Below are 20621 nucleotides of genomic sequence, written 5' to 3' on the forward strand. Positions count from 1 at the left end.
ACTAAAATAAATACTTTTTAAAAAGGAGAATTATAATGCATAAAACATATGAAGGTAAGTTAATCGGTGATGGAATTAAAGTTGGTATTGTCGTAGGTCGGTTTAATGAATTTATTTCCGGCAAATTACTTGAAGGAGCCTTAGATGCTTTAAAAAGGCACAATGTGGCTGAAGAAGATATTGAGATTGCCTGGGTACCAGGTTCTTTTGAAATGCCTTTAACCGCAAAAAAAATGGCTTCTTCTGAAAAATATGATGGTGTAATCGCACTTGGAGCAGTCATCAGAGGTGAAACTCCTCACTTTGATTATGTATCTGCAGAGGTTTCTAAAGGTATAGCAAATGTTGGCTTAGACCTTGAAATACCGGTTATTTTTGGTGTTTTAACCACCGATACTATTGAACAGGCTATTTCAAGAGCAGGGACTAAATCTGGCAATAAAGGTTATGATGCAGCTGTTTCTTTAATTGAAATGGTTAATCTTTTTAAAGAAATAGAGTAAATTGTCTTTAATCAAGGAACCCGAGCAGTTTTGCTCGGGTTAATTGTTTCCCTCCTACTCGATTAATTATTAACTAAAAAAGCAGGAAGTTTTGAAATTATCTTTAATAGAGAAAATAGTACTATAAAATATTTAGTGCTGATGTTTTAAGTTATAATTTTTCAAAATATTCTTTATTTTAATAAAAAGTATAATTTTTTGTAATAAGTTAATTTGTGAGGAGGTATAAAATGAAAAAGAAAAAATATGTTGTAGGTATTGACCAGGGGACTTCTGGAACGAGGACTTTGATTTTAAATGATGATTGGGAAATATATTCTCAGGGATATTATGAACATCAACAATATTATCCAAAACCAGGCTGGGTGGAACATGATCCAGCAGAGATCTGGGAAAAAACAAAACAATCAATGGTTCAGGCGATTAAAAATGCTAAAATTAATAAAAAAGATATCAAGGCTCTGGGGCTTGATAACCAGGGTGAAACTGTAATTGTTTGGGACAAAAATACAGGTAAGGCTATTTATAATGCCATTGTCTGGCAGGATAGACGTACTTCTAAAATGGCAGATAAATTGAAAGCCAGCCATGGGAAATTAATCAAAGAAAAAACAGGTGTAGTAGTTGATTCTTACTTTTCTGCTTTGAAGATAAAATGGATTTTAGATAATGTAAATGGAGCTCGTGAAAAATCCGAAAAAGGAGAACTACTGGCCGGGACAACTGATACCTGGCTGATCTGGAATATGACTAATGGTAGATTACATATGACTGATTATTCTACTGCCTCTCGAACAATGCTTTTAAATATTCACAGTAAAAAATGGGATCAGGAGATTTTAGATATTTTAGATATACCAAAGCAGATGCTGCCTGAATTAAGAAATAGCAGTGAGGTATATGCAGAAACAGATCCTGTGTGTTTTTTAGGACTTAAACTACCTATAGCAGGAAGTGCTGTAGATCAACAGGCTGCATTATTTGGTCAGACCTGTTTTGAGGCTGGTACTGTTAAAACAACTTATGGTACAGGTTGTTTTATGCTGATGAATACCGGTGATAAAATTGTTAATTCAGAAAATGGATTATTAACAACTGTAGCCTGGGGATTAAATGATAAATTGAGTTTCGCTCTTGATGGAGGAGTATATATTACAGGTGGAGCTGTTCAGTGGTTGAGAGATGGTTTAAAAATTATTGATAATGCTGCTCAATCTGAGTCAATGGCAAAATCAGTTGAAGATACTGGCGGGGTATTTTTTGTGCCTGCTTTTTCTGGTCTGGCAGCACCATACTGGGATCAATATGCAAGAGGTACTTTAATTGGAATTACTGGTGGGACTGAAAGAGAACATATAGTTAGAGCAACTTTAGAAAGTATAGCTTATCAGGTAAATGATAATCTTAAAGTAATGAAAAAAGATTCAGGGATGGATATCGATGTAATGAGAGTTGATGGAGGTGCGGTAGTTAACGAATTTTTAATGCAGTTTCAGGCAGATATTTTAAATATACCGGTTGATGTACCTGCAATAACAGAGACAACTGCTTTAGGTGCAGCATATTTAGCAGGTTTGGGAATAGGTATTTTTAATAATTTAGATGAAATCTCGAAAAAATGGAAATTAGCAAAACGCTATGAACCACAAATGAGCAGCAAAAAAAGAGAATTTTTAACCGGCCGCTGGAAAGAAGCTGTTAAACGCTCAAGAGACTGGGCTAAAGGAGAATAATCATTTCACTTAATTTTTAATATATAAATAAGGAGAGGATTAAGATGAAAGAGCACTATGATATTGTAATAATTGGTGCTGGTGCAATTGGTAGTGCAATTGCCAGAGAACTATCAAGATATAAATTAGATGTTTTACTCTTAGAAAAAAATGTGGAAATCGGTGGAGAAGCAACTACTTCTAATAGTGCTATAATCCATACGGGTTATGATGCTAAACCTGGTACTTTAGAATCGAAGTTAGTTGTAGGGGCCAATCCGATGTATGATCAGCTTTGTGATGAGTTAGATGTTCCTTTTAAAAAAGTAGGGGCCATTTTAGCAGCTGTAACAGAAGAAGAACTAAAAGCATTACCTCAGATAATGAAAAAATCATATCAAAATGGAGTATATGATATTGAATATTTAACTGGAGAAGAAATAAAACGTAGAGAAAAAGATCTAAGTGATGATGTAAAGGGTGGTATTTATATCCCTAGGGAAAGCATTATTGATCCATTTATTTTAAATATAGCTTATGCAGAAAATGCTTATACAAATGGAGTAGATGTTAGCTTATCTACTAAAGTAACTGATATTAAAACAGCAGATAATAGAGTAAAAAGTGTGGTGACAAACAAAGGAGAAATAAATTGTGATTATATTGTCAATGCAGCTGGAGTATACTGTGATCAAATAGCTGAAATGGTAAATTTATGTGATTTTAAAGAACATCCTCGAAAAGGGGAATTCTTTATTCTCGATAAAAATGTTTCATATGAGTTAGACCACATTATTTTACCAGTACCAACTAAATTAACGAAAGGCAAGCTGATTACTCCCACTATTCATGGTAATCTATTATTGGGACCAACTGCTGAAGATATTGAAGATAAAAAAGATAAATCAACAACAAGGGAGGGTTTAGAAAGCATTATCGAAGATGTGCAAAAAAGAGTTCCTAAAGTAAGTGCCAGGGATTCAATTAAGCAATATGCCGGTTTAAGGCCAACCAGGACTCCAGAGGGCTATCACATTGAGAGCTATGATTTAAAGGGATTTATTGGCTTATCAGGTATTAGATCGACCGGTTTAACCTCTTCACCATCTGTAGCTAAATATGTTGTAGATTTGCTTAATGAAGAAGGTGTTAAACTAATTGCTGATCCTGATTTTAACCCCAATCGAGAAGGCATAAGAAAATTTAGTGAATTATCCTGGTCAGAAAAAGAAGAATTAAAAAAAGAAAACAGTAAATATGGCCAGCTGATCTGCAGATGTGAAGAAGTACCTGAAGCAGAAATAATTGCAGCTATTAATAGACCACTGGGAGCTACAACTTTGGATGGAATTAAAAGAAGAGTACGCCCGGGAGCGGGAAGATGCCAGGGTGGTTTTTGTAAGCCAAGGATTTTAAAAATACTTGCCAGAGAATTAAATATTCCTGTAAGTGAAATTCTCAAAAAAGAAAAGGGAAGTAAAGTTATTTCCAGAAGTAAAATTTAATAATTGAGGATGATAGCCATGTATAATATAAAAATATTAAATGCAGGAAAAGATGATTTAAAAGAGGTTTTTACTGTTTTTAGCAATGCTTTTGTAAATGAAGGAATTAGTAGTTATATTTTTGATTTCTCTAAAAAGAACAGTAAAGAAGTATTTTGTCGTCTCAACATTTTAATAGGTGAGTTATATTTAGCAAAAGGAAATCAGATTCTGGCTGCTAAAAAAGAAAAGAAAATTGTTGGGAGTGCTATACTTGCTAAAGAGTATGAACTTTCTGATGCTCAACTATTTAAACATATTTTAACTAAAGATATTGTTTGATTTGCAGCAGTTTTAAAGAGTTTAAATTTCATCAGGGCATATAAAGTACATAAAGCATCTAAAAAGCCTGACATTCTTCCTGATAACTATATTACCCTTGATATGCTGGCAGTAGATCCTGCCTGTCAAAATCAGAGCATTGGCACTCAATTGTTAAATAAGGTTCATAAAATTTCTGAAGAAAGTGGAAAATATAAAGGAGTTTATTTAATTACAGGTGAGAAAGAAAATGAAGAACTTTATCAATATTTCGGCTATAAAACTATAGAGGTCAAAAAAGTAGGTGATTTAAACATTTATCATATGTTTAGAGAAAACAATCTTTAAATAAAAGTATAATACTTACTTTTAAACAGTAATGATAATTGTTAAAATTAAAAAAATGATTAGATTTGTCATACTGTTTAGAGATAAGGAGGAAAAATATGAGTAATATAATTATACTTTTATTAACATTTTTATTAGTTCTTAGTACGATTAATACAGTTCAGGCAGAAAGCCAGATTTCTTTTGATCAAAAAATGAGAAATATTGAAACAGAAACTGCAACCTTTGCTTTAGGCTGTTTTTGGGGTCCAGATGCTTCTTTTGGTGCTTTAGAAGGTGTTGTGAGGACAAGGGTTGGTTATGCAGGAGGAACTACTGAGAATCCGAGCTATAAAGCAATTGGTGATCATACTGAAACGATAGAAATTGATTATGATCCTGAAGTTATTTCATATAGAGAATTGCTAGAAATATTTTTTAAGAGTCATAATCCATTTCAGAGATCTTATTCCAAACAATATGCTTCATTAATATTATTTCACAATGAAGTACAAAAAAATATGGCACTTGAAGTTAAAGCAGAGCTTAATGCTGAAAGATCTGCTGAGATTAAAACGAATATAAAAAAATTAGATGAATTTTATTTAGCTGAAGATTATCATCAGAAATTTAGATTACAGCAGAGTTCGAAATTTAAAAATCATTATTTAACTAAGATGTCAATGGAAGAATTTATTAATTCACCTGCTGTCACAAAAGCCAATGGGTATATAAGTGGTAATGGTTTAAAAGACAACATTATTAAAAACATTGGCGAGCTTGGACTTTCTGAGCAACTACAGGAAGAACTCCTGGAATTAAATGATATTGATCCAGCCGAATGTACAAGTTTTTGTGCAACCCAGGCTGCTGATAGTGTAGAAATAAATGAAGCAGAAAGTGATGCAGAATTAAGGGAACGTTTAACTGATCTGCAGTATAAAGTAACTCAGCTTGATGCTACTGAACCTGCTTTCAATAATAAGTACTGGGATAATAAAGAACCTGGTATATATGTTGATATAGTTTCTGGTGAACCACTATTTTCTTCTAAGGATAAATTTGAGTCAGGTTCAGGCTGGCCCAGTTTCACTAAACCACTGGTGGATGAAAATATAGTCGAAAAAGAGGATAACTCATTTTGGATGAAAAGAATAGAGGTTAGAAGTAAAAACGCTGACTCACATTTAGGGCATGTATTTAATGATGGTCCTCAACCAACTGGTTTAAGGTACTGTATTAATTCAGCTGCTTTAAGGTTTATACCAGTTGAAAACCTGACTGAAGAAGGTTATTCTGAGTTTAAAGAATTATTTGAGTAAAATTGCAGATCAGGTCCTTGGCAGTTTTGTTAATGCTGAGGACTTTTTTATCTTTATTTAAAGCGAGAATTTGCACTAAAAAAAATACCAAAAAGAATTTAATAATTTAATTGATTAAAGTATCTAATCTATGTTAAAATTAGGATACTTAATAAGTCTGAGCAGAATTGCTCAAATAAATAGAAAAAAAGGAGGATTTATTTTGTTAACTAACCCAGTAGTAATCTCAGTAATTGTTATGACAGTGTTATCATTATTAAAATTAAATGTAATTTTAGCTTTAATCATGGCGGCTATAGTAGGTGGAACACTTTCCGGTCTTTCAATTGGAGAAACAATGTCAACTCTGGTTAATGGAATGGGAGGGAATGCAGAAACTGCTCTAAGCTATATTTTATTAGGAGCTTTAGCTGCATCCATTCATAAAACAGGATTGGCTGCATTATTAGCAAAAAATATGGCCAGATGGATGAAGGGGAAAGGAACTGTTTTAATTTTAATTATTGCTTTTGTTGCTTCTTTATCTCAGAATTTAATTCCGGTACATATAGCTTTTATTCCAATTTTGATACCACCTTTAATTGGTGTTATGAATAAACTTAAAATTGACAGAAGAGCTGTTGCAGTAGCTCTTACCTTTGGTTTGAAAGCACCATATCTTGCTTTACCAGTTGGTTTTGGATTGATCTTTCATAATATAATTAGAGACCAGATGATTGAAAATGGCATGGAAGTAACGAATTCTATGATTACAAGTGTAATGTGGGTTCCAGCCCTGGGAATGGTAGTTGGTCTTATCCTGGCAGTTTTCTTTACTTATAAAAGTGGTAGAGAATATAAATCACTGGAAGAGTTGGATCTTGCAGATAAAATAAATGGTAAGCAGGAAACTGAAGAATTTAATTCAAGACATTTTGTAGCTTTAGTCGGGGCAGTTGCAGCTTTAGCCATTCAGCTTTTAACAGACTCTTTGCCATTGGGTGCTATAGTTGCTTTAACAATAATGTTAGTTTTTAGAGCAATCCAATGGAAAGATATCGATGAGCTTGTAAATGAGGGAATAGGAATGATGGGCTTTATTGCCTTTGTAATGTTAGTTGCATCCGGTTATGGTGAAGTTATCAGGGAAACCGGTCAGGTTGCAGTTTTAGTAGAAAATGCTTCTGCTTTAATGGGAGGCAGTTCTTTTGTTTCAGCCTTTATTATGGTTTTCGTTGGTTTAATAGTTACAATGGGGATTGGAACTTCTTTTGGGACTATTCCTATCTTAGCAGTAATCTATGTACCACTGGCAACAGCTACCGGTTTTAGTCCTTTAGCGACAATAGCTTTAATTGGTACAGCAGCAGCTTTAGGTGATGCTGGTTCACCGGCTTCTGATAGCACCTTAGGCCCTTCAGCAGGACTGGATATTGATGGGCAACATGATCATATCTGGGATACCTGTGTGCCAACTTTTATACATTTTAACATTCCAATTATGATCTTTGGTATAATAGCAGCACTTGTATTTTAATTATTATTAAAGCATGAATTTAATATAAGATTTATTTGTCGCCTGCCAGAATTATGAATTAAAATTCTATCTGGGAGGCGATTTTTGATTTCCGTGAAAAATTATTAAAATCACAAATATGATTGAAGATGAAATAACAATGATTTATAATAATAAGTGAAGGTTTGTTATAAAAATAATTATCTATCTAATAGTTTTAGTAAATTTCAAACAAATTTAATAAAAATTGGAGTGATAAATTTGTCAAAAATTAATTGGTCAAAATTATTAAGTGGTACAGATATTAGAGGTAAAGCAGTAGGAAGTAAGGATTCTCAGATCGAATTAACCGATCAAGTAGTTTATGGAATAGGAATTAGTTTCTGCACCTGGCTTGCTGATAAAAAAAATAAAGAAGTTAAGAATCTTACAATTGCAGTTGGACATGATTCTAGGGTGTCTGCCCAGAGGCTAAAAGATGCTCTGTTTAAAGGTCTGTCTCATTATGATGCCAGGGTCTTTGATGCTGGTTTGGCTTCTACTCCAGCAATGTTTATGGCAACTGTTTTAGAAGGTCATCAATATGATGGAGCAATCATGATTACAGCCAGTCATCTTCCCTTTGATAAAAATGGATTTAAATTCTTTAGTCGAGAGGGTGGACTGGAAAAAGAAGATGTCAAAAATATATTGAGCTTTGCTGCTCAAAATGAAACAGATATTTTAGAAAACTATAAAAAAGAGCAGTTAAAGGAAATAAAAGCTAATAAAATTAATTTGATTTCTGATTACTGTAGTCATTTAAAAGCTATAATTAGAAATGAGTTAAATAAAGATATTGATAAAGATAAACCTTTAGCCGGCTCAAAAATTATTGTTGATGCTGGTAATGGAGCAGGAGGCTTTTTTGCTGATCAAATATTAAAGGATCTTGGTGCTGATATTGATGGAAGTCAATTTTTAGAAGCTGATGGTTATTTTCCTAACCATCCCCCAAATCCAGAAGATAAAGAGGCAATTAAGTCTATCAAAAAAGCTGTAGTTGAAAATGATGCTGACCTTGGCATTATTTTTGACACAGATGTGGATCGAGCAGCAGTTGTTGATGGTGATGGACAGGCAATTAATAGAAATAAGTTGATTGCTTTAGCAGCAAAAATTGTTTTAGAAGATTATCCGGGAACAACTATAGTTACCGATTCTGTAACTTCAGTTGGTTTAAATAAATTTATAGAAAATAAACTGGGTGGTATTCATCACCGTTTTAAAAGAGGCTATAAAAATGTAATTAATGAAGCCAAAAGATTGGAAGAAGAAGGCCAAACGGTTCCACTTGCTATAGAAACCTCAGGCCATGCAGCATTTAAAGAAAATTATTTTTTAGATGATGGTGCTTATATGGTTGCTAAAGTTTTAATTAAAATGGCTAATTTAAAAGCTGAGGGAATTAATAATATAGGAGAATTAATTTCTGATTTAGAAGAAGCAGAAATTAAAAAAGAATATAGAATGCAAATTGAATTGGAAGATTTTCATCAATATGGACAGGATATAATTGATAACTTAAAAAATTATATAAAAGTTATTGATAATTGGGAGCTTGCTCCTAAAAATTATCAGGGTATTAGGGTAAATTGTGGTAATAAAGACTGGTTTTTATTGAGAATGTCTTTACATGACCCGGTATTAGTTTTAAATGTAGAATGTGATGATAATTCTAAACTGGAGTATATTAAAGAACAATTAAGAAAATTTTTAAGTAATTATGAAAAAGTTAAGCTTGAAAATTTAAGATAATTTCAAAAGAGATTATTAGGAGGAATTAATATGCAGTATAGAGAAATTGCTGGAACTGATCTCAAGGTATCTGCAGTTGGCCTGGGTACCTGGGCATACGGAAATGATACATTTGGTAGGGTTGATGATCAAAAATCTATTCAGGCTATTAAAACAGCAGTGTTTTCTGGAATTAATTTAATTGATACTGCTCCAGCTTATGGAGATGGACATGCAGAAAAGATAGTTGGAAAAGCAATAAAAGGCATTAAAGATCAAGTGATAATTGCAAGTAAATGTGGAACTTATAGAGATGGTTCAAAATATATTAGAGATTTAAGTCCTGCCAGGATAAGAAAAGATCTTGAGCTTTCTTTAGATAGGCTTGAGGTTGAAGAAATCGATATTTATCAAATCCACTGGCCTGATCCTGATACACCACTTGAAGAAAGTATTGAAGAACTAAAGAAATTAAAAAATGAGGGTAAATTTAAGTATTTAGCTGTCTGCAATTTTGATATTAATTTACTGGATAAAATTAGAGAATTAGCAGACATTATTAGTTTGCAGCCTCAGTATTCGCTTTTAAAAAGAGATATTGAAGCTAAAATAATACCCTATTTAATTGAGCATCAATTAGCAGCCATAAGTTATGGAACCCTGGGTGGTGGAATTTTAAGCGGTAAATACAAAAAAAGACCTGACTTTAGTTCTGATAAAGAAAATCGAGATTCATTTTATCCTTTTTTTAAAAAAGAGAACTGGGGTCTAGTACAAAAGCTGATTAAAGTTATTGAAGAAATTGCAGCAGCAAATAGAAAAACTCCAGCTCAGGTTGCAATTAACTGGGCTATAAATAGAGCCGGGATCACAACTGCTTTGGTTGGAGCTAAAAACAAAAAACAGGCTGCAGAAAATGCTGGAGCAGCAGAGTTTAACTTAAGTGAAAAAGAAATGGAGTTATTAACAGAAAAATCTGATCAAATAATTTCTAAACTTGAATTGTAAATATGAACTATTATACTGAAAAAAGCGGACAAAAAATGGTTTTGCCTTTCTTGTCCGCTTAATTATTTTTAGCTTTTAATTTTAATTAGGTGGATTTTTGCTGATAGCTTTTGCTAAATTACTCTTCGTTTTCTATATCACTTTCTTGCTTTTTCTTTTCTCGGCAGGAATTTATTTTTTCCAAAAGTTCTGGTACTTTTTCAATAAGCTTATCTAGAGAACCACGAGTATTTACAGGCATCATCTCAACTTGATTATCTTTAATGACTAATATTGCATCTGGGGAGATTTTGCAGCCTAAACCACCTCCACCCCCACTTTCATTATTTTCTTCTCCAATACCGCCACCTAAACCAAAAGAAGCAGTTATGATTGGAATTAATTTTATATTGTCTACAACTATTGGTTCACCAATTACTGTTTCTGTTTTCAAAAAATTATCCAGCTTATCATACATTGATTGTAGTACTTTTTGGGTTGTCTCCATATCAATTCACCTTCCATTTTTTAGTTTTTTGCTATTTTGTAAAATTGTTTTAAAAGTCTTAAGGTTTTCATTGAAAAAAGAAATGAGATTAAAATCCAGAGCAGTCTAATTACAATAACATTACCTGTCAATTCTAAATCAGCTTTTAATTTAGTTTCCTGCCAGCAAATATTTGTTTCTAACACTCCTTTCTTAAATATTTTTTTAAAATTATAATAATAAGCAAAAAATAAACCAAGATAATAGGGGTCAGAGAGTGAAAAGTTGAGTTTTATTTTTATTAAAGTATCTTTGAAATAATCAAATAACCTAATTAAAAATTTAAAAATATGGCTAAAATTTTCCTGATTAATTATTAAAGAAAATTCTTTAAAGTTGATTTTATTTTTAAATGATTTAACCTTTTTTTTATCAGAGCCCTTACTTTTTTTTGGTTTAGAGAGGGTGCTTAAATCTTTATTCTTTAAAAAAGGAATTTCAGCTAAATTAATATTGTAATCAAAAAAACTTATGGTCAGCTCAGTACTTAATAACTTTCCTTTGATTTTAAAAGAAATAAAGGCAAATTTTATTAACATTAAGTATTTTAGATCATCAGCATAAGCTAAATTAATTTTATAATCATATGGAATTAATAATAGGGTTATGAGAAAAAATAATATTAAAGCAAATAATATAAATATAAATTGTAGCAATTTATCCACCCCTCTATTAGTTATATTATACAAAAAATTATCAAATTTGTATATTAATATTTTCATTTAATAGACATCAGGTGCAACATTCGATATAATAGTAATTGATCATATAAATTGGGGGTTAAAAAGAATGGAGTATTTGAGTACAAGAGGAAAACATAAAAATGTAAGTGCTGCAGAAGCAATCCGTTTAGGATTATCTCCTGATGGAGGTCTTTTTGTTCCTGCAGAAATAAAAAAAATAAGTAGAGAAGAAATAATGGGGAATAAAGATAAAAGCTACCAGGAAATAGCAGTCTGGATTTTAGAATATTTTTTAAGTGACTACAGTAGAAAAGAAATTGAGGAGGCAGTTAATGCTGCCTATTCAAAACAAAACTTTCCAGCCGCTAAAGTAACTCCTTTAAAGAAATTGGATACTGATAGATATATTCTTGAATTATGGCATGGACCTACAGCTGCATTTAAAGATCTTGCTCTTCAGATAATGCCATATTTACTTGTTATTGCTGCAGAAAAAAGCGAGATAGATGATGAGATAGTTATTCTTGTTGCTACTTCAGGTGATACTGGTAAGGCCGCTTTAGAAGGTTTTAAAGATGTTGATGGGGTAAAGATAATTGTTTTTTATCCAGAAGCTGGTGTGAGTAGGGTCCAAAAAGATCAGATGAACACAACAACTGGTAGAAATACTGAGGTTGTTTCTTTACAGGGTAATTTTGATGACTGCCAAAATGCTGTAAAAGAAGTTTTTAGTGATCAAAAATTTAAAGAAAAAATGGAGAGAAATTCATATCGTTTTTCTTCAGCTAACTCAATAAATTGGGGTAGGTTATTACCCCAAATAGTATATTATTTTTCGGCCTATTTTCAATTGATAAATGATAATGCGATTGATAAAGGTGAAGAAATTAATATTACAGTACCTACAGGCAATTTTGGTAATATACTTGCAGCTTATTATGCCTATAAGTTGGGTCTGCCAGTTAATAAATTTATCTGTGCCTCAAATGACAATAAGGTTTTAACTGACTTTTTAAAAACAGGTGTTTATGATATAGATAGAGAATTCAAAAAAACTATTAGTCCTTCTATGGACATTTTAATTTCTTCAAATTTGGAGAGATTTTTATTTGAGATCACTGAACACGATAGTGAACAGATAAATAAGTGGTATGAAGAACTAAAAGAAAACAACAGATTTAAAATAGACAGTAAAAGTTTAGCTAAAATCCAGGATAAATTTGTTGGTCAATTTAGTCAGGAAGATGAGGCAAAACAAGCTATAAAGATTTGTTATCAAAACTTTGACTATTTAATTGATCCTCATACTGCTGTTGCTTATGATTCTTTAGATAAATATCGAAAAGAGAGTTCGGATTTAACTACTGCTGTGATTGATTCTACTGCCAGCCCTTATAAATTTAGTCGGGCTGTTCTGGAAGCATTAAAAGATAAAACTGTTGAGAAGGATGAATACAGAATAATAGAGGAACTTAAAGAGCTAACCGGTACAGAAATTCATCGGGCGATCAAAGGTTTAGAAAATATGGAAGAAAAACACCAAAGAAACTGTGCTAAAGATGGGGTTAAAGCTCAATTAAAAGATATTTTAGCTATTTAAATAACTGAATTAATATTTTCGCTTTAATTGAGGTGATTATTATTAAAACTGATTTTTTTGCTTATAATAAACTTAAAACATTTAAAAATCATTCTAAAGCACTACAGGGCTTTTTGCTGATATTTATTCTTTTAATAGGAGCTTTAGTATATTATACAGGTGGAACTAGAAACAGTTATGCTCATTTAATTTATCTACCGATTGTTCTTTCAGGATATTTTTATGGTTTAAAGGGAGGCATTACTGCTGCAGTGATCAGTGGGCTTGTGCTGGGCCCTTTTATGCCTATTGATACTGAGACAATGTTAATGCAGCAGCCGCAAAACTGGCTTTTTAGAATGGTATTTTTAATTATTATTGGAAGTTTTGTGGGCTATCTTTTTGCAAATCTAGAAAGGCAGGTAATTAAAAATAGGAAAATAGCTTATTTTAATCAAGAAACAGGTTTGCCTAATAAAAGTACTTTGAAAAATGTTATAGATAATAAAATAGATAATAAAAAGGAATTTCATTTATTTATTTTGACCATTAACAACCTTTTAAATATCTATAAATTGACCGGTTTTAGCAATTTTACGGATTATATGGATCTTTTAATTGAACATATTAAGCAATATCCAGCCTTAGGAAAACAAATTTATTATATTAATGAAAATCACTATGGAATAATTTTGGATAAAGATAAAGTTGATGATCTAGTTGAATTCTCAAATGATTTTTTAAAATACCTTGATAAACCTGTTAACTTTGGTAATATTTCAATTTATAATAATTTTACAATGGGAATCACAACTTATCCAGATTATGCGAAAAAAACCGATAAAATTATTAATCAGGCTTTTTTATCGATTAAAAAAGCCAAAAACAAAAAACTTCCTTTCTGGCATTATGAGAATATTAATTTTAAAGAAAAAAATATTAATCTGGATTTGCTAGCAGAAATTAATAATTCTATTGAGAACAATAATTTTGAAATTTATTATCAGCCTAAAATTAACTTAAAAAACAATAAGGTACAGACTTTTGAAGCTTTACTTCGCTGGAACCATCCTGGTAAAGGCTATATATCTCCAGGAGACTTTATTCCCCTTGTTGAAAAAAGCAGTTTAATTGAACCTTTAACAGAGTGGGTAATTAATGAAGTTTTAAAAGATATTAGCAATTTTAAAGCTAAAAATAATAGTTTTAAATATGATATTGCCATAAATATCTCAGCTCGCAATCTTCAGCAGCCTAATTTTGTCGAATTATTAATTGATTATCTTAAGCAATATAATGTTAACCCAGAAAGATTTAGCATTGAATTAACAGAAACTGACCTGATGGTTGAAATAGATAAAAATATAAAGAAGTTGAATCAATTAAAGGAAAAAGGGATAAATATTTATCTAGATGATTTTGGTAAGGGATATTCCTCTTTGAAATATCTAAAGGAAATTCCAATTGATTTTATCAAAATTGACCAATATTTTATCAAAAACTTGACTAAAGAAAAAAAGTCTCTAGATATAGTTCGTTCGATTATAGAATTAGCTCATGCCCTTAATATTGAAGTTGTTGCAGAAGGTGTAGAAACTGAAGCTCAACTTGAAGTGCTAAAAGATATTAATTGTAATTATGCACAGGGTTATTTATTTGCTAAACCGGATAAAAAAGAAAAGATAATAGAGTTTTTAAAAGAATTGGAAGCAGAAAGTTATGCTTAAAAAAACTATTAGATTAAGATTTTACGCAGCTTTAAATGATTTTATTGATGTTGATAGAAAAAAGAATTTGAGAGCAGTTGGTAGAGAATATCTACATTATTATCAGGGGAGACAAACTATTAAAGATAGGATTGAAAGCATTGGCATTCCACATCCTGAAGTTTCTTTAATATTAAAAAATTCACAAGCAGTGGATTTTTCTTATCTGGTTAAAGCAGGGGATAGATTTTCTATTTATCCCTATTTTTATGAATTTAAACTTGATGATAAGATCAAGCTTATCAATGAATATCAGGGTAAACCTGCCTTTATTCTTGATGTACATCTTGGTAAATTAGCCCGTTATTTGCGCCGTTTTAATTTCGATACTGTTTACAGCAATAAATATGATGATCAAGAAATTGTAGATAGATCTCTTCAAGAAAAAAGAATTATTATAAGCAGAGATCTTGGTTTACTGATGAGAAAGAGGGTCAAATGGGCTAAGTTCATCAAAAGTGATGATCCTAAAAAGCAGTTTAAAGAGATTTTAGAACGTTTTGATTTAGCTGCATATTATAATGGAAAAGAAAGTAGATGCCCTGACTGCAATAAATTATTACAAAAAATTGAAAAACATAAAATTCTTAATCGGCTAGAGAAAAAACAAAAAAATATTATAATGATTTTAAAATTTGTCCTGCGTGCAGAAAAATTTACTGGAAAGGTTCTCATTTTAAGAGCACAGAAGATTTATTGAAAAAATTTTGTTAAAAATTGATTATAATATTTTCTTGAATTGCAATGTTAAATTGAACTAGTTTCAAACTGTAATAATTTTAATTGTATAGAATTAGTTTTAGTTGGTCTTCAAAAGCTTCATCAGGAGTTAAATATCCTAATATTTTTCTAGGTAAAGTATTACACCAATTTTGAACTCTAGCAATAGCTTCAATTGAAAATTCATTTATACTTCTACCTTTAGGTATAAACCTTCTTATCAAGCCATTGTGACGTTCATTTGTTCCTCTTTCCCAGGCTGAATAGGGATGAGTATAATAAATTTTAGTGCCAACTATTTCTTCTACACTGGCTAGCTCTGAGAATTCAGAACCATTGTCACTGGTAATGCTTTTAAAGACTGTAGAAAAAAGATCTCCAGTTTCTTTGATTAGCTTTGTCATAGCTTCCTGAACAGAACAAGATGTTTTGTCATCAATTTTGCGAATAATTTGTGAGCGAGTTGTACGTTCTGTCATAGTAAGTAGTGCTGCTTCATCTTTAGTCTTTTTACCAATAATAGTATCAATTTCCCAGTGGCCAAATTCGCTGCGATCATTAACGCTTTCAGGGCGTTCATCAATGCTGGTACCCAGTTTCTTTTTATTCTGCTTAATACGTTTTGGTTTTGTAGAACGCTTTAATTTCAATGGTAGATCAATATTTTTAATCTTAAGTAGTCCAGCATCTATGTAATTATAGAGAGTTTTGGTGCAAACCATCTTTGAATTTGGAAATTTATTATGCACCTGAGCTGATCCACAAATAGAATCAATTGAATGATCTGAGTTGTAAAATTTATCTAAAACATGTTCTATGAAATCTTCGCACTCTAGGAGTTTAAACTTAGGTCCGCAATTTTTACGATTATTTTCATAAACTCTTTGACCAACATCAGGGAAATAAATATCAACCTTTTTATTGGCCTTTATTTGAGAAACTGTACCACGTTTCAACTCGTTTCTAATTGTATTTGAAGCTCTACCTAAGCGTTTACCAATTGCATAAGGTGACATTCCTTCTGAATGTAATAAAGCAATTTGACCGCGATCATAAGCATTAAGGTGTTTATTTTTTCGAGAATTTGGTGTATCATATAAGTAGTCCATAGTGTGCACCCTCCTGTAATGTTTATTGTTTGTAGTAATTCAATTATATTACAGTTTGTGCCACTATGGGCATTTTTTATTAGTTTTTTTTAATTAGTTCAAGTTCATTTTACAATTAAGCATTATAATATTTTATGAATGGGGAGATTATAAATGGAAAATGGTTTAAATAACTCAGAAAAAGAAAAAAAACTAAAAAAAGGTGGAAGATTTTTAGTTGATAATTTTGGGGTAGATATGGGCCAAATTTCTTACATACTTATCGGGCCATTAATTTTTCTAGCGATTATGCTTATTCCAATTCCAACTCTTGACTGGCAGGCTAGAGGAGGACTGGGTGTTTTAATTTGGATGGCTTTTTGGTGGACAAGTGGCCATATTGCTGTTGCAATAACAGCCCTTGTACCAATTTTTGTAACTACATTTATTCCAATAGCTCCAGTTGGTGAGATCGTTTCTGTATTTAGCCACAGGATAGTTTTTTTAATTGCAGGAAGTTGTGCAATGGGGGCTGCCTGGCAGAGATGGGGGATAGCCCGGAGATTATCCCTTAAAATCTTATCTTTATTTGGGAATAGTGCCCGAAAACAGATTTGGGCCTGGTTTTTAATTTCTGCGCTTTTAAGTTCTATTATTGCAGATACTGTAACCGCAGCTGTTTTTGTGCCGGTAGCAGTTACATTATTAAAATATTTAGGTTATGATTCTAATTCTAAACGCTGGAATAATGCTGCTGCAACAAATATCTTGCTTGCGATTGCCTGGGGAGCCTCAATTGGTAGTTTACCGACTCCACTTGGAGGAGGTCAGAATTTATTAATTTATGAATTTCTTACAGAGGCTGTAGGTAGACAGATATATTTTTATGAATGGACAATTAGAATGCTTCCCTTTACTCTATTTTTTATACCCTTTATTGGTTTTTATTTAACAAGAATTTTGCAAAAAGAAGATGTAATTTTACCTGGTTCTAAAGAAATATATCAAAAAGAATTAGATAAGATGGGAAAATTAAGTAAGGGAGAATTATATTCTGGTTTGGTATTTGTTCTTGCTGTTTCAGCAGCTTTTTTAGAGCCTTTATATACGAATTTTTTACCTTTTTTAGACCCGGCATTTATATTTTTTAGTCTGGCATTTCTCTTATTTTTCATCCCGACTGAAGAACATGAAAATGTATTATCTATTAAAAGCATGGGCAATTTCCCCATAACAGTTATGATAGTCTGGCCAAGTGCTTTAGCTTTAGCAAAAGTTTTAGAGCATTCTGGTTTAGCAGAAATTATTGGAGAGAATCTCAGTTTTTTTGCTACTGGACATGGAATAATTACCTTTTTAATCTTTGCTGGAGTGACAGTTTTACTGACAAATATATCTACTAATACAGCTTCAGCTGCTTTGTTAATGCCTGTTATAATTCAGCTTTTTATAGCACAGGGGATTAATCCGGTTCCTATCATATTGCTATTAACTGTATCAGTTAATTTATCATTTGCAATTGCATCTGGAAATGGTTGTCTTGCTGTAAGTGCTGGCTATGGTGTAAATCTTAAAACCATGTTCAAACATGGTATTATTATAGCTTTTTTGGGTTTTTTCCTTTCAACATTTTTTGCATTTTTTCTGGATAATATTCTTCCCTGGTGGGGAGTGCTCTAAAATTAATAATAAATTTTTACCATATCTTTATTAATTTTAATCCTTTGCAGGAAAAGTTCCTGATAACTAGAATAATGTTATATAGACTTCTTTAAAAAATATCTGTAATTATTAAGGAGTTAATTGAAAATGGAATTTAGATTAGCTGAAAAAAAAGATTTAAAAGCTATTATGAAAATAATTAATGCGGCCAAAGACTTCTTAAAATCTGAAGGAATAGATCAGTGGCAGCAGGGTTATCCAGATTGTAAAGTTATGAGAAAAGATATTTTAAATCACAATTGTTATATTTTAGCTGAAAAAGATAAAATATTTGCCCATGCAGCTGTAACATTTTCTGAAGAGAAAAGTTATAATAAGATATATCAGGGTAAATGGCTGAGCAATGCTAACTATGCTGTTGTGCACAGATTAGCTGTTGATAATGAATATAAAGGTAAAGAACTGGCAAAACTACTGCTGGATAAAATAGAAGAATTAGTTTTTAAAAATGGAATAAATAGCATTAAGATTGATACCCATCAAGATAATATTTCCATGCAGAGATTATTAAAAAAAAGTAATTTTAAATATTGTGGGATAATATATTTAGAAGATGGAAGTAAAAGGTTGGCTTATGAGAATCATTTGGAGGGAGATAACTTATGGAAGAATTAAAATATTTAAAGCTTTTATCTAAGCAATTTCCAAATATACCAGCTGTGAGCACAGAAATTATAAACTTAAAGGCAATTTTAAATCTGCCTAAAAGTACAGAACATTTTCTTACTGACCTTCATGGTGAGCATGAGGCGTTTCAGTATATGCTTAAAACAGCTTCTGGAGTAATAGAATACAAGATTAATAATATTTTTGATAAAGAGTTAAATGAGGTTGAAAAAAGAGATTTAGCAACTTTAATTTTTTATCCAGAAGAAAAAATGGAGAAGATCGAAAATAAAAATATAGATGGTTTAACTGAAGAATGGTATAAAGATTCTTTAGATAAAATTATTAAATTATGTAAAGAAGTTTCTTCAATTTATACCCGGTCTAAAGTAAGAAAAGCTTTGCCTGAAGAATTTGCCTATATTATAGAAGAACTTCTTCACTTAAGAGACGATGATGAAAACAAAAAAGATTATCATGAGCAGATTACTTCAACAATTATTGAAATTGGACAGGCTAAAAATTTTATAAAGTCTCTTTCAGAATTAATTCAAACATTTGCTGTCGATAAACTTCATATTATTGGCGATATATATGACAGAGGGCCAAATCCTCATAAAATAATGGATGTTTTAAAAAATCATCATAATGTAGATATACAGTGGGGAAATCACGATATACTCTGGATGGGAGCAGGTTTAGGCCATAAGCCGTTGATTGCAACTGCTATTAGAATTGCTTTAAGATATGGTAATTTAGAAATGATTGAAGAAGGTTATGGTATTAACATGAGACCTTTAGCAAGACTGGCTATGGAAAATTACAAAGGGGATATTTGTGATGTTTTTTGTCCGAAATTACTTGATAAAGAACTAGAAGAAAAAGAACTTAGAATAAGTACTCAGATGCAAAAAGCTATAGCTATAATTCAGTTTAAGTTAGAAGGTAGTTTGATTAAAAGAAGAGCCGAGTTTAATATGAATGAAGCACTTTATTTAGAAAAGATAGATTATGATAAAGGAATACTTTATTTAAATGACAATGAAATTGAGCTGACTGATAAAAACTTTCCAACTATTGATCCTGATGATCCATATCAATTAAGTCCTCAAGAAGAGGAGGTAATTAATCAATTAAGTGAGTCATTTAAAAATAATGATAAACTTCAGGAAGATATAAGATTTTTATTTAATAATGGCAGTATGTATAAAAAATATAATGGAAATCTCTTATTTCATGGCTGTGTACCTTTAAATGAAGATGATGATTTTGCCTGTGTTGATGTTGGTGGACGGAGAGCAAAAGGTAAAGAACTCCTTGATTTCTTCCAGGATATAATCCGTAAAAGTTATTCTGATACAAATGGAGATGAAGATCAAAGAGATTGGCTCTGGTATCTCTGGAGAGGTGAATACTCACCTTTATTCGGTAAAGATAGAATGACAACATTTTTACGTTACTTTACTGATGAAGATGATAAATCTTTATATAAAGAAAATAAGAATCCTTATTATAAAGCAAGAGAAAATGAGTTCACCTGTAAAAAGATCTTATCTGAATTTGGTGTTGATCCTGAAAAAGGTCATATTATTAATGGGCATACACCAGTTGAAGAAAAAAGGGGTGAAAGCCCAATTAAGGGAAATGGAAGACTGCTTGTAATTGATGGTGGAATTTCAGCTGCCTATCAAAAGAAAACTGGTATAGCAGGTTATACTTTAGCATATACTCATTCTGAATTGAGATTAATCTCTCATGAACCGTTTATCTCTAAAGAAGAAGCTTTAACAAAAAGAAGTCATGATACTGTGTCATCAATCAGAATAATGAAATTTGATGGTCAACAAAAAATTGCAGACACAGATAATGGAGCAAAATTACAGGATGATGTAAAATATTTAAATAAACTTCTTGAAGCATATGAAAAAGGCATTATTAAAGAAAAGTATAAGTAAAGAAAAAATCAGATTATGATAGAACGTG

Annotated in this window: 17 protein-coding genes and 1 pseudogene; 15 read left to right on the forward strand and 3 right to left on the reverse strand. The window is 31.4% G+C overall.

The genetic code is table 11. The features are described from left to right. The first annotated feature begins 35 nt into the window (after positions 1 to 35). The 9 genes from ribH to HALSA_RS05855 all read left to right on the forward strand — a co-directional run bounded on the left by ribH (position 36) and on the right by HALSA_RS05855 (position 9948). Positions 36 to 503: a 6,7-dimethyl-8-ribityllumazine synthase gene (gene ribH / locus HALSA_RS05815; RefSeq protein ID WP_013405668.1), complete on the forward strand. Its 468-nt coding sequence runs from the start codon at positions 36 to 38 to the stop codon at positions 501 to 503. A gap of 230 nt (positions 504 to 733) precedes the next feature. Further along, the gene (gene glpK, locus HALSA_RS05820) at positions 734 to 2236 is read left to right on the forward strand and encodes a glycerol kinase GlpK (RefSeq protein ID WP_013405669.1); all 1503 of its coding nucleotides are present in this window, start codon (positions 734 to 736) and stop codon (positions 2234 to 2236) included. Positions 2237 to 2280: 44 nt separating this feature from the next. Then, complete coding sequence (locus HALSA_RS05825) at positions 2281 to 3720, forward strand: NAD(P)/FAD-dependent oxidoreductase (protein WP_013405670.1); 1440 nt, start codon at positions 2281 to 2283, stop codon at positions 3718 to 3720. An 18-nt stretch (positions 3721 to 3738) separates the two neighbouring features. Further along, entirely contained in the window at positions 3739 to 4041 is a 303-nt protein-coding gene (locus tag HALSA_RS05830; protein WP_041595798.1) for a hypothetical protein, read from the forward strand. A 72-nt stretch (positions 4042 to 4113) separates the two neighbouring features. Next, entirely contained in the window at positions 4114 to 4368 is a 255-nt protein-coding gene (locus tag HALSA_RS05835) for a GNAT family N-acetyltransferase (RefSeq protein WP_274377481.1), read from the forward strand. A gap of 98 nt (positions 4369 to 4466) precedes the next feature. Further along, positions 4467 to 5669 carry a peptide-methionine (R)-S-oxide reductase MsrB gene (gene msrB / locus HALSA_RS13235; protein ID WP_013405671.1) on the forward strand — a complete coding sequence of 401 codons (1203 nt, stop codon included), beginning with the start codon at positions 4467 to 4469 and terminating at the stop codon, positions 5667 to 5669. A 202-nt stretch (positions 5670 to 5871) separates the two neighbouring features. Next, complete coding sequence (locus HALSA_RS05845) at positions 5872 to 7185, forward strand: Na+/H+ antiporter family protein (RefSeq protein WP_013405672.1); 1314 nt, start codon at positions 5872 to 5874, stop codon at positions 7183 to 7185. 240 nt (positions 7186 to 7425) lie between these two features. Further along, a complete protein-coding gene (locus HALSA_RS05850) occupies positions 7426 to 8961 on the forward strand; it encodes a phosphohexomutase domain-containing protein (protein ID WP_013405673.1) in 1536 nt (511 codons plus the stop codon). A gap of 30 nt (positions 8962 to 8991) precedes the next feature. Further along, positions 8992 to 9948 carry an aldo/keto reductase gene (locus HALSA_RS05855; RefSeq protein WP_013405674.1) on the forward strand — a complete coding sequence of 319 codons (957 nt, stop codon included), beginning with the start codon at positions 8992 to 8994 and terminating at the stop codon, positions 9946 to 9948. Positions 9949 to 10066: 118 nt separating this feature from the next. Here the strand turns inward: HALSA_RS05855 and HALSA_RS05860 are convergent, their stop codons facing one another. Together HALSA_RS05860 and HALSA_RS05865 are read right to left on the reverse strand one after the other, a co-directional pair. Then, a complete protein-coding gene (locus tag HALSA_RS05860) occupies positions 10067 to 10435 on the reverse strand; it encodes a GerW family sporulation protein (protein ID WP_013405675.1) in 369 nt (122 codons plus the stop codon). Between the two features lie 20 nt (positions 10436 to 10455). Next, positions 10456 to 11130 carry a hypothetical protein gene (locus HALSA_RS05865; RefSeq protein WP_013405676.1) on the reverse strand — a complete coding sequence of 225 codons (675 nt, stop codon included), beginning with the start codon at positions 11128 to 11130 and terminating at the stop codon, positions 10456 to 10458. Positions 11131 to 11263: 133 nt separating this feature from the next. On the opposite strand from HALSA_RS05865, the gene thrC reads away from it, so the two are divergent. The 3 genes and pseudogenes from thrC (at position 11264) to HALSA_RS05880 (ending at position 15216) form a co-directional block, all read left to right on the forward strand. Then, positions 11264 to 12757, forward strand: coding sequence for a threonine synthase (gene thrC / locus HALSA_RS05870; protein ID WP_013405677.1), 1494 nt, complete (start codon positions 11264 to 11266; stop codon positions 12755 to 12757). A 32-nt stretch (positions 12758 to 12789) separates the two neighbouring features. Then, positions 12790 to 14463: an EAL domain-containing protein gene (locus tag HALSA_RS05875; RefSeq protein ID WP_013405678.1), complete on the forward strand. Its 1674-nt coding sequence runs from the start codon at positions 12790 to 12792 to the stop codon at positions 14461 to 14463. Beyond that, positions 14456 to 15216: pseudogene (locus HALSA_RS05880) on the forward strand (Mut7-C RNAse domain-containing protein). The gene HALSA_RS05875 and the pseudogene HALSA_RS05880 overlap by 8 nt, the downstream one beginning before the upstream one ends. Positions 15217 to 15281: 65 nt before the next feature. On the opposite strand, the gene HALSA_RS05885 reads toward HALSA_RS05880, so the two are convergent. After that, positions 15282 to 16331, reverse strand: a complete 1050-nt coding sequence (locus HALSA_RS05885) for an IS30 family transposase (protein ID WP_013405143.1) — start codon at positions 16329 to 16331, stop codon at positions 15282 to 15284. A gap of 153 nt (positions 16332 to 16484) precedes the next feature. Between HALSA_RS05885 and HALSA_RS05890 the strand changes: the two genes are divergently transcribed. From HALSA_RS05890 to HALSA_RS05900, 3 genes are all read left to right on the forward strand, one after another. Then, positions 16485 to 17990, forward strand: a complete 1506-nt coding sequence (locus HALSA_RS05890; RefSeq protein ID WP_013405680.1) for an SLC13 family permease — start codon at positions 16485 to 16487, stop codon at positions 17988 to 17990. A gap of 129 nt (positions 17991 to 18119) precedes the next feature. After that, positions 18120 to 18647 (forward strand): GNAT family N-acetyltransferase, encoded by a 528-nt coding sequence (locus HALSA_RS05895; protein WP_013405681.1) that lies wholly within the window; start codon positions 18120 to 18122, stop codon positions 18645 to 18647. Then, on the forward strand, positions 18635 to 20593 hold the full coding sequence (locus HALSA_RS05900) for a fructose-bisphosphatase class III (RefSeq protein ID WP_013405682.1): 1959 nt from the start codon (positions 18635 to 18637) through the stop codon (positions 20591 to 20593). Before HALSA_RS05895 ends, HALSA_RS05900 begins: the two co-directional genes overlap by 13 nt. Positions 20594 to 20621: the final 28 nt, after the last annotated feature.

It is taken from the genome of Halanaerobium hydrogeniformans, assembly GCF_000166415.1.
Taxonomy (GTDB): Bacteria; Bacillota; Halanaerobiia; order Halanaerobiales; family Halanaerobiaceae; genus Halanaerobium; species Halanaerobium hydrogeniformans.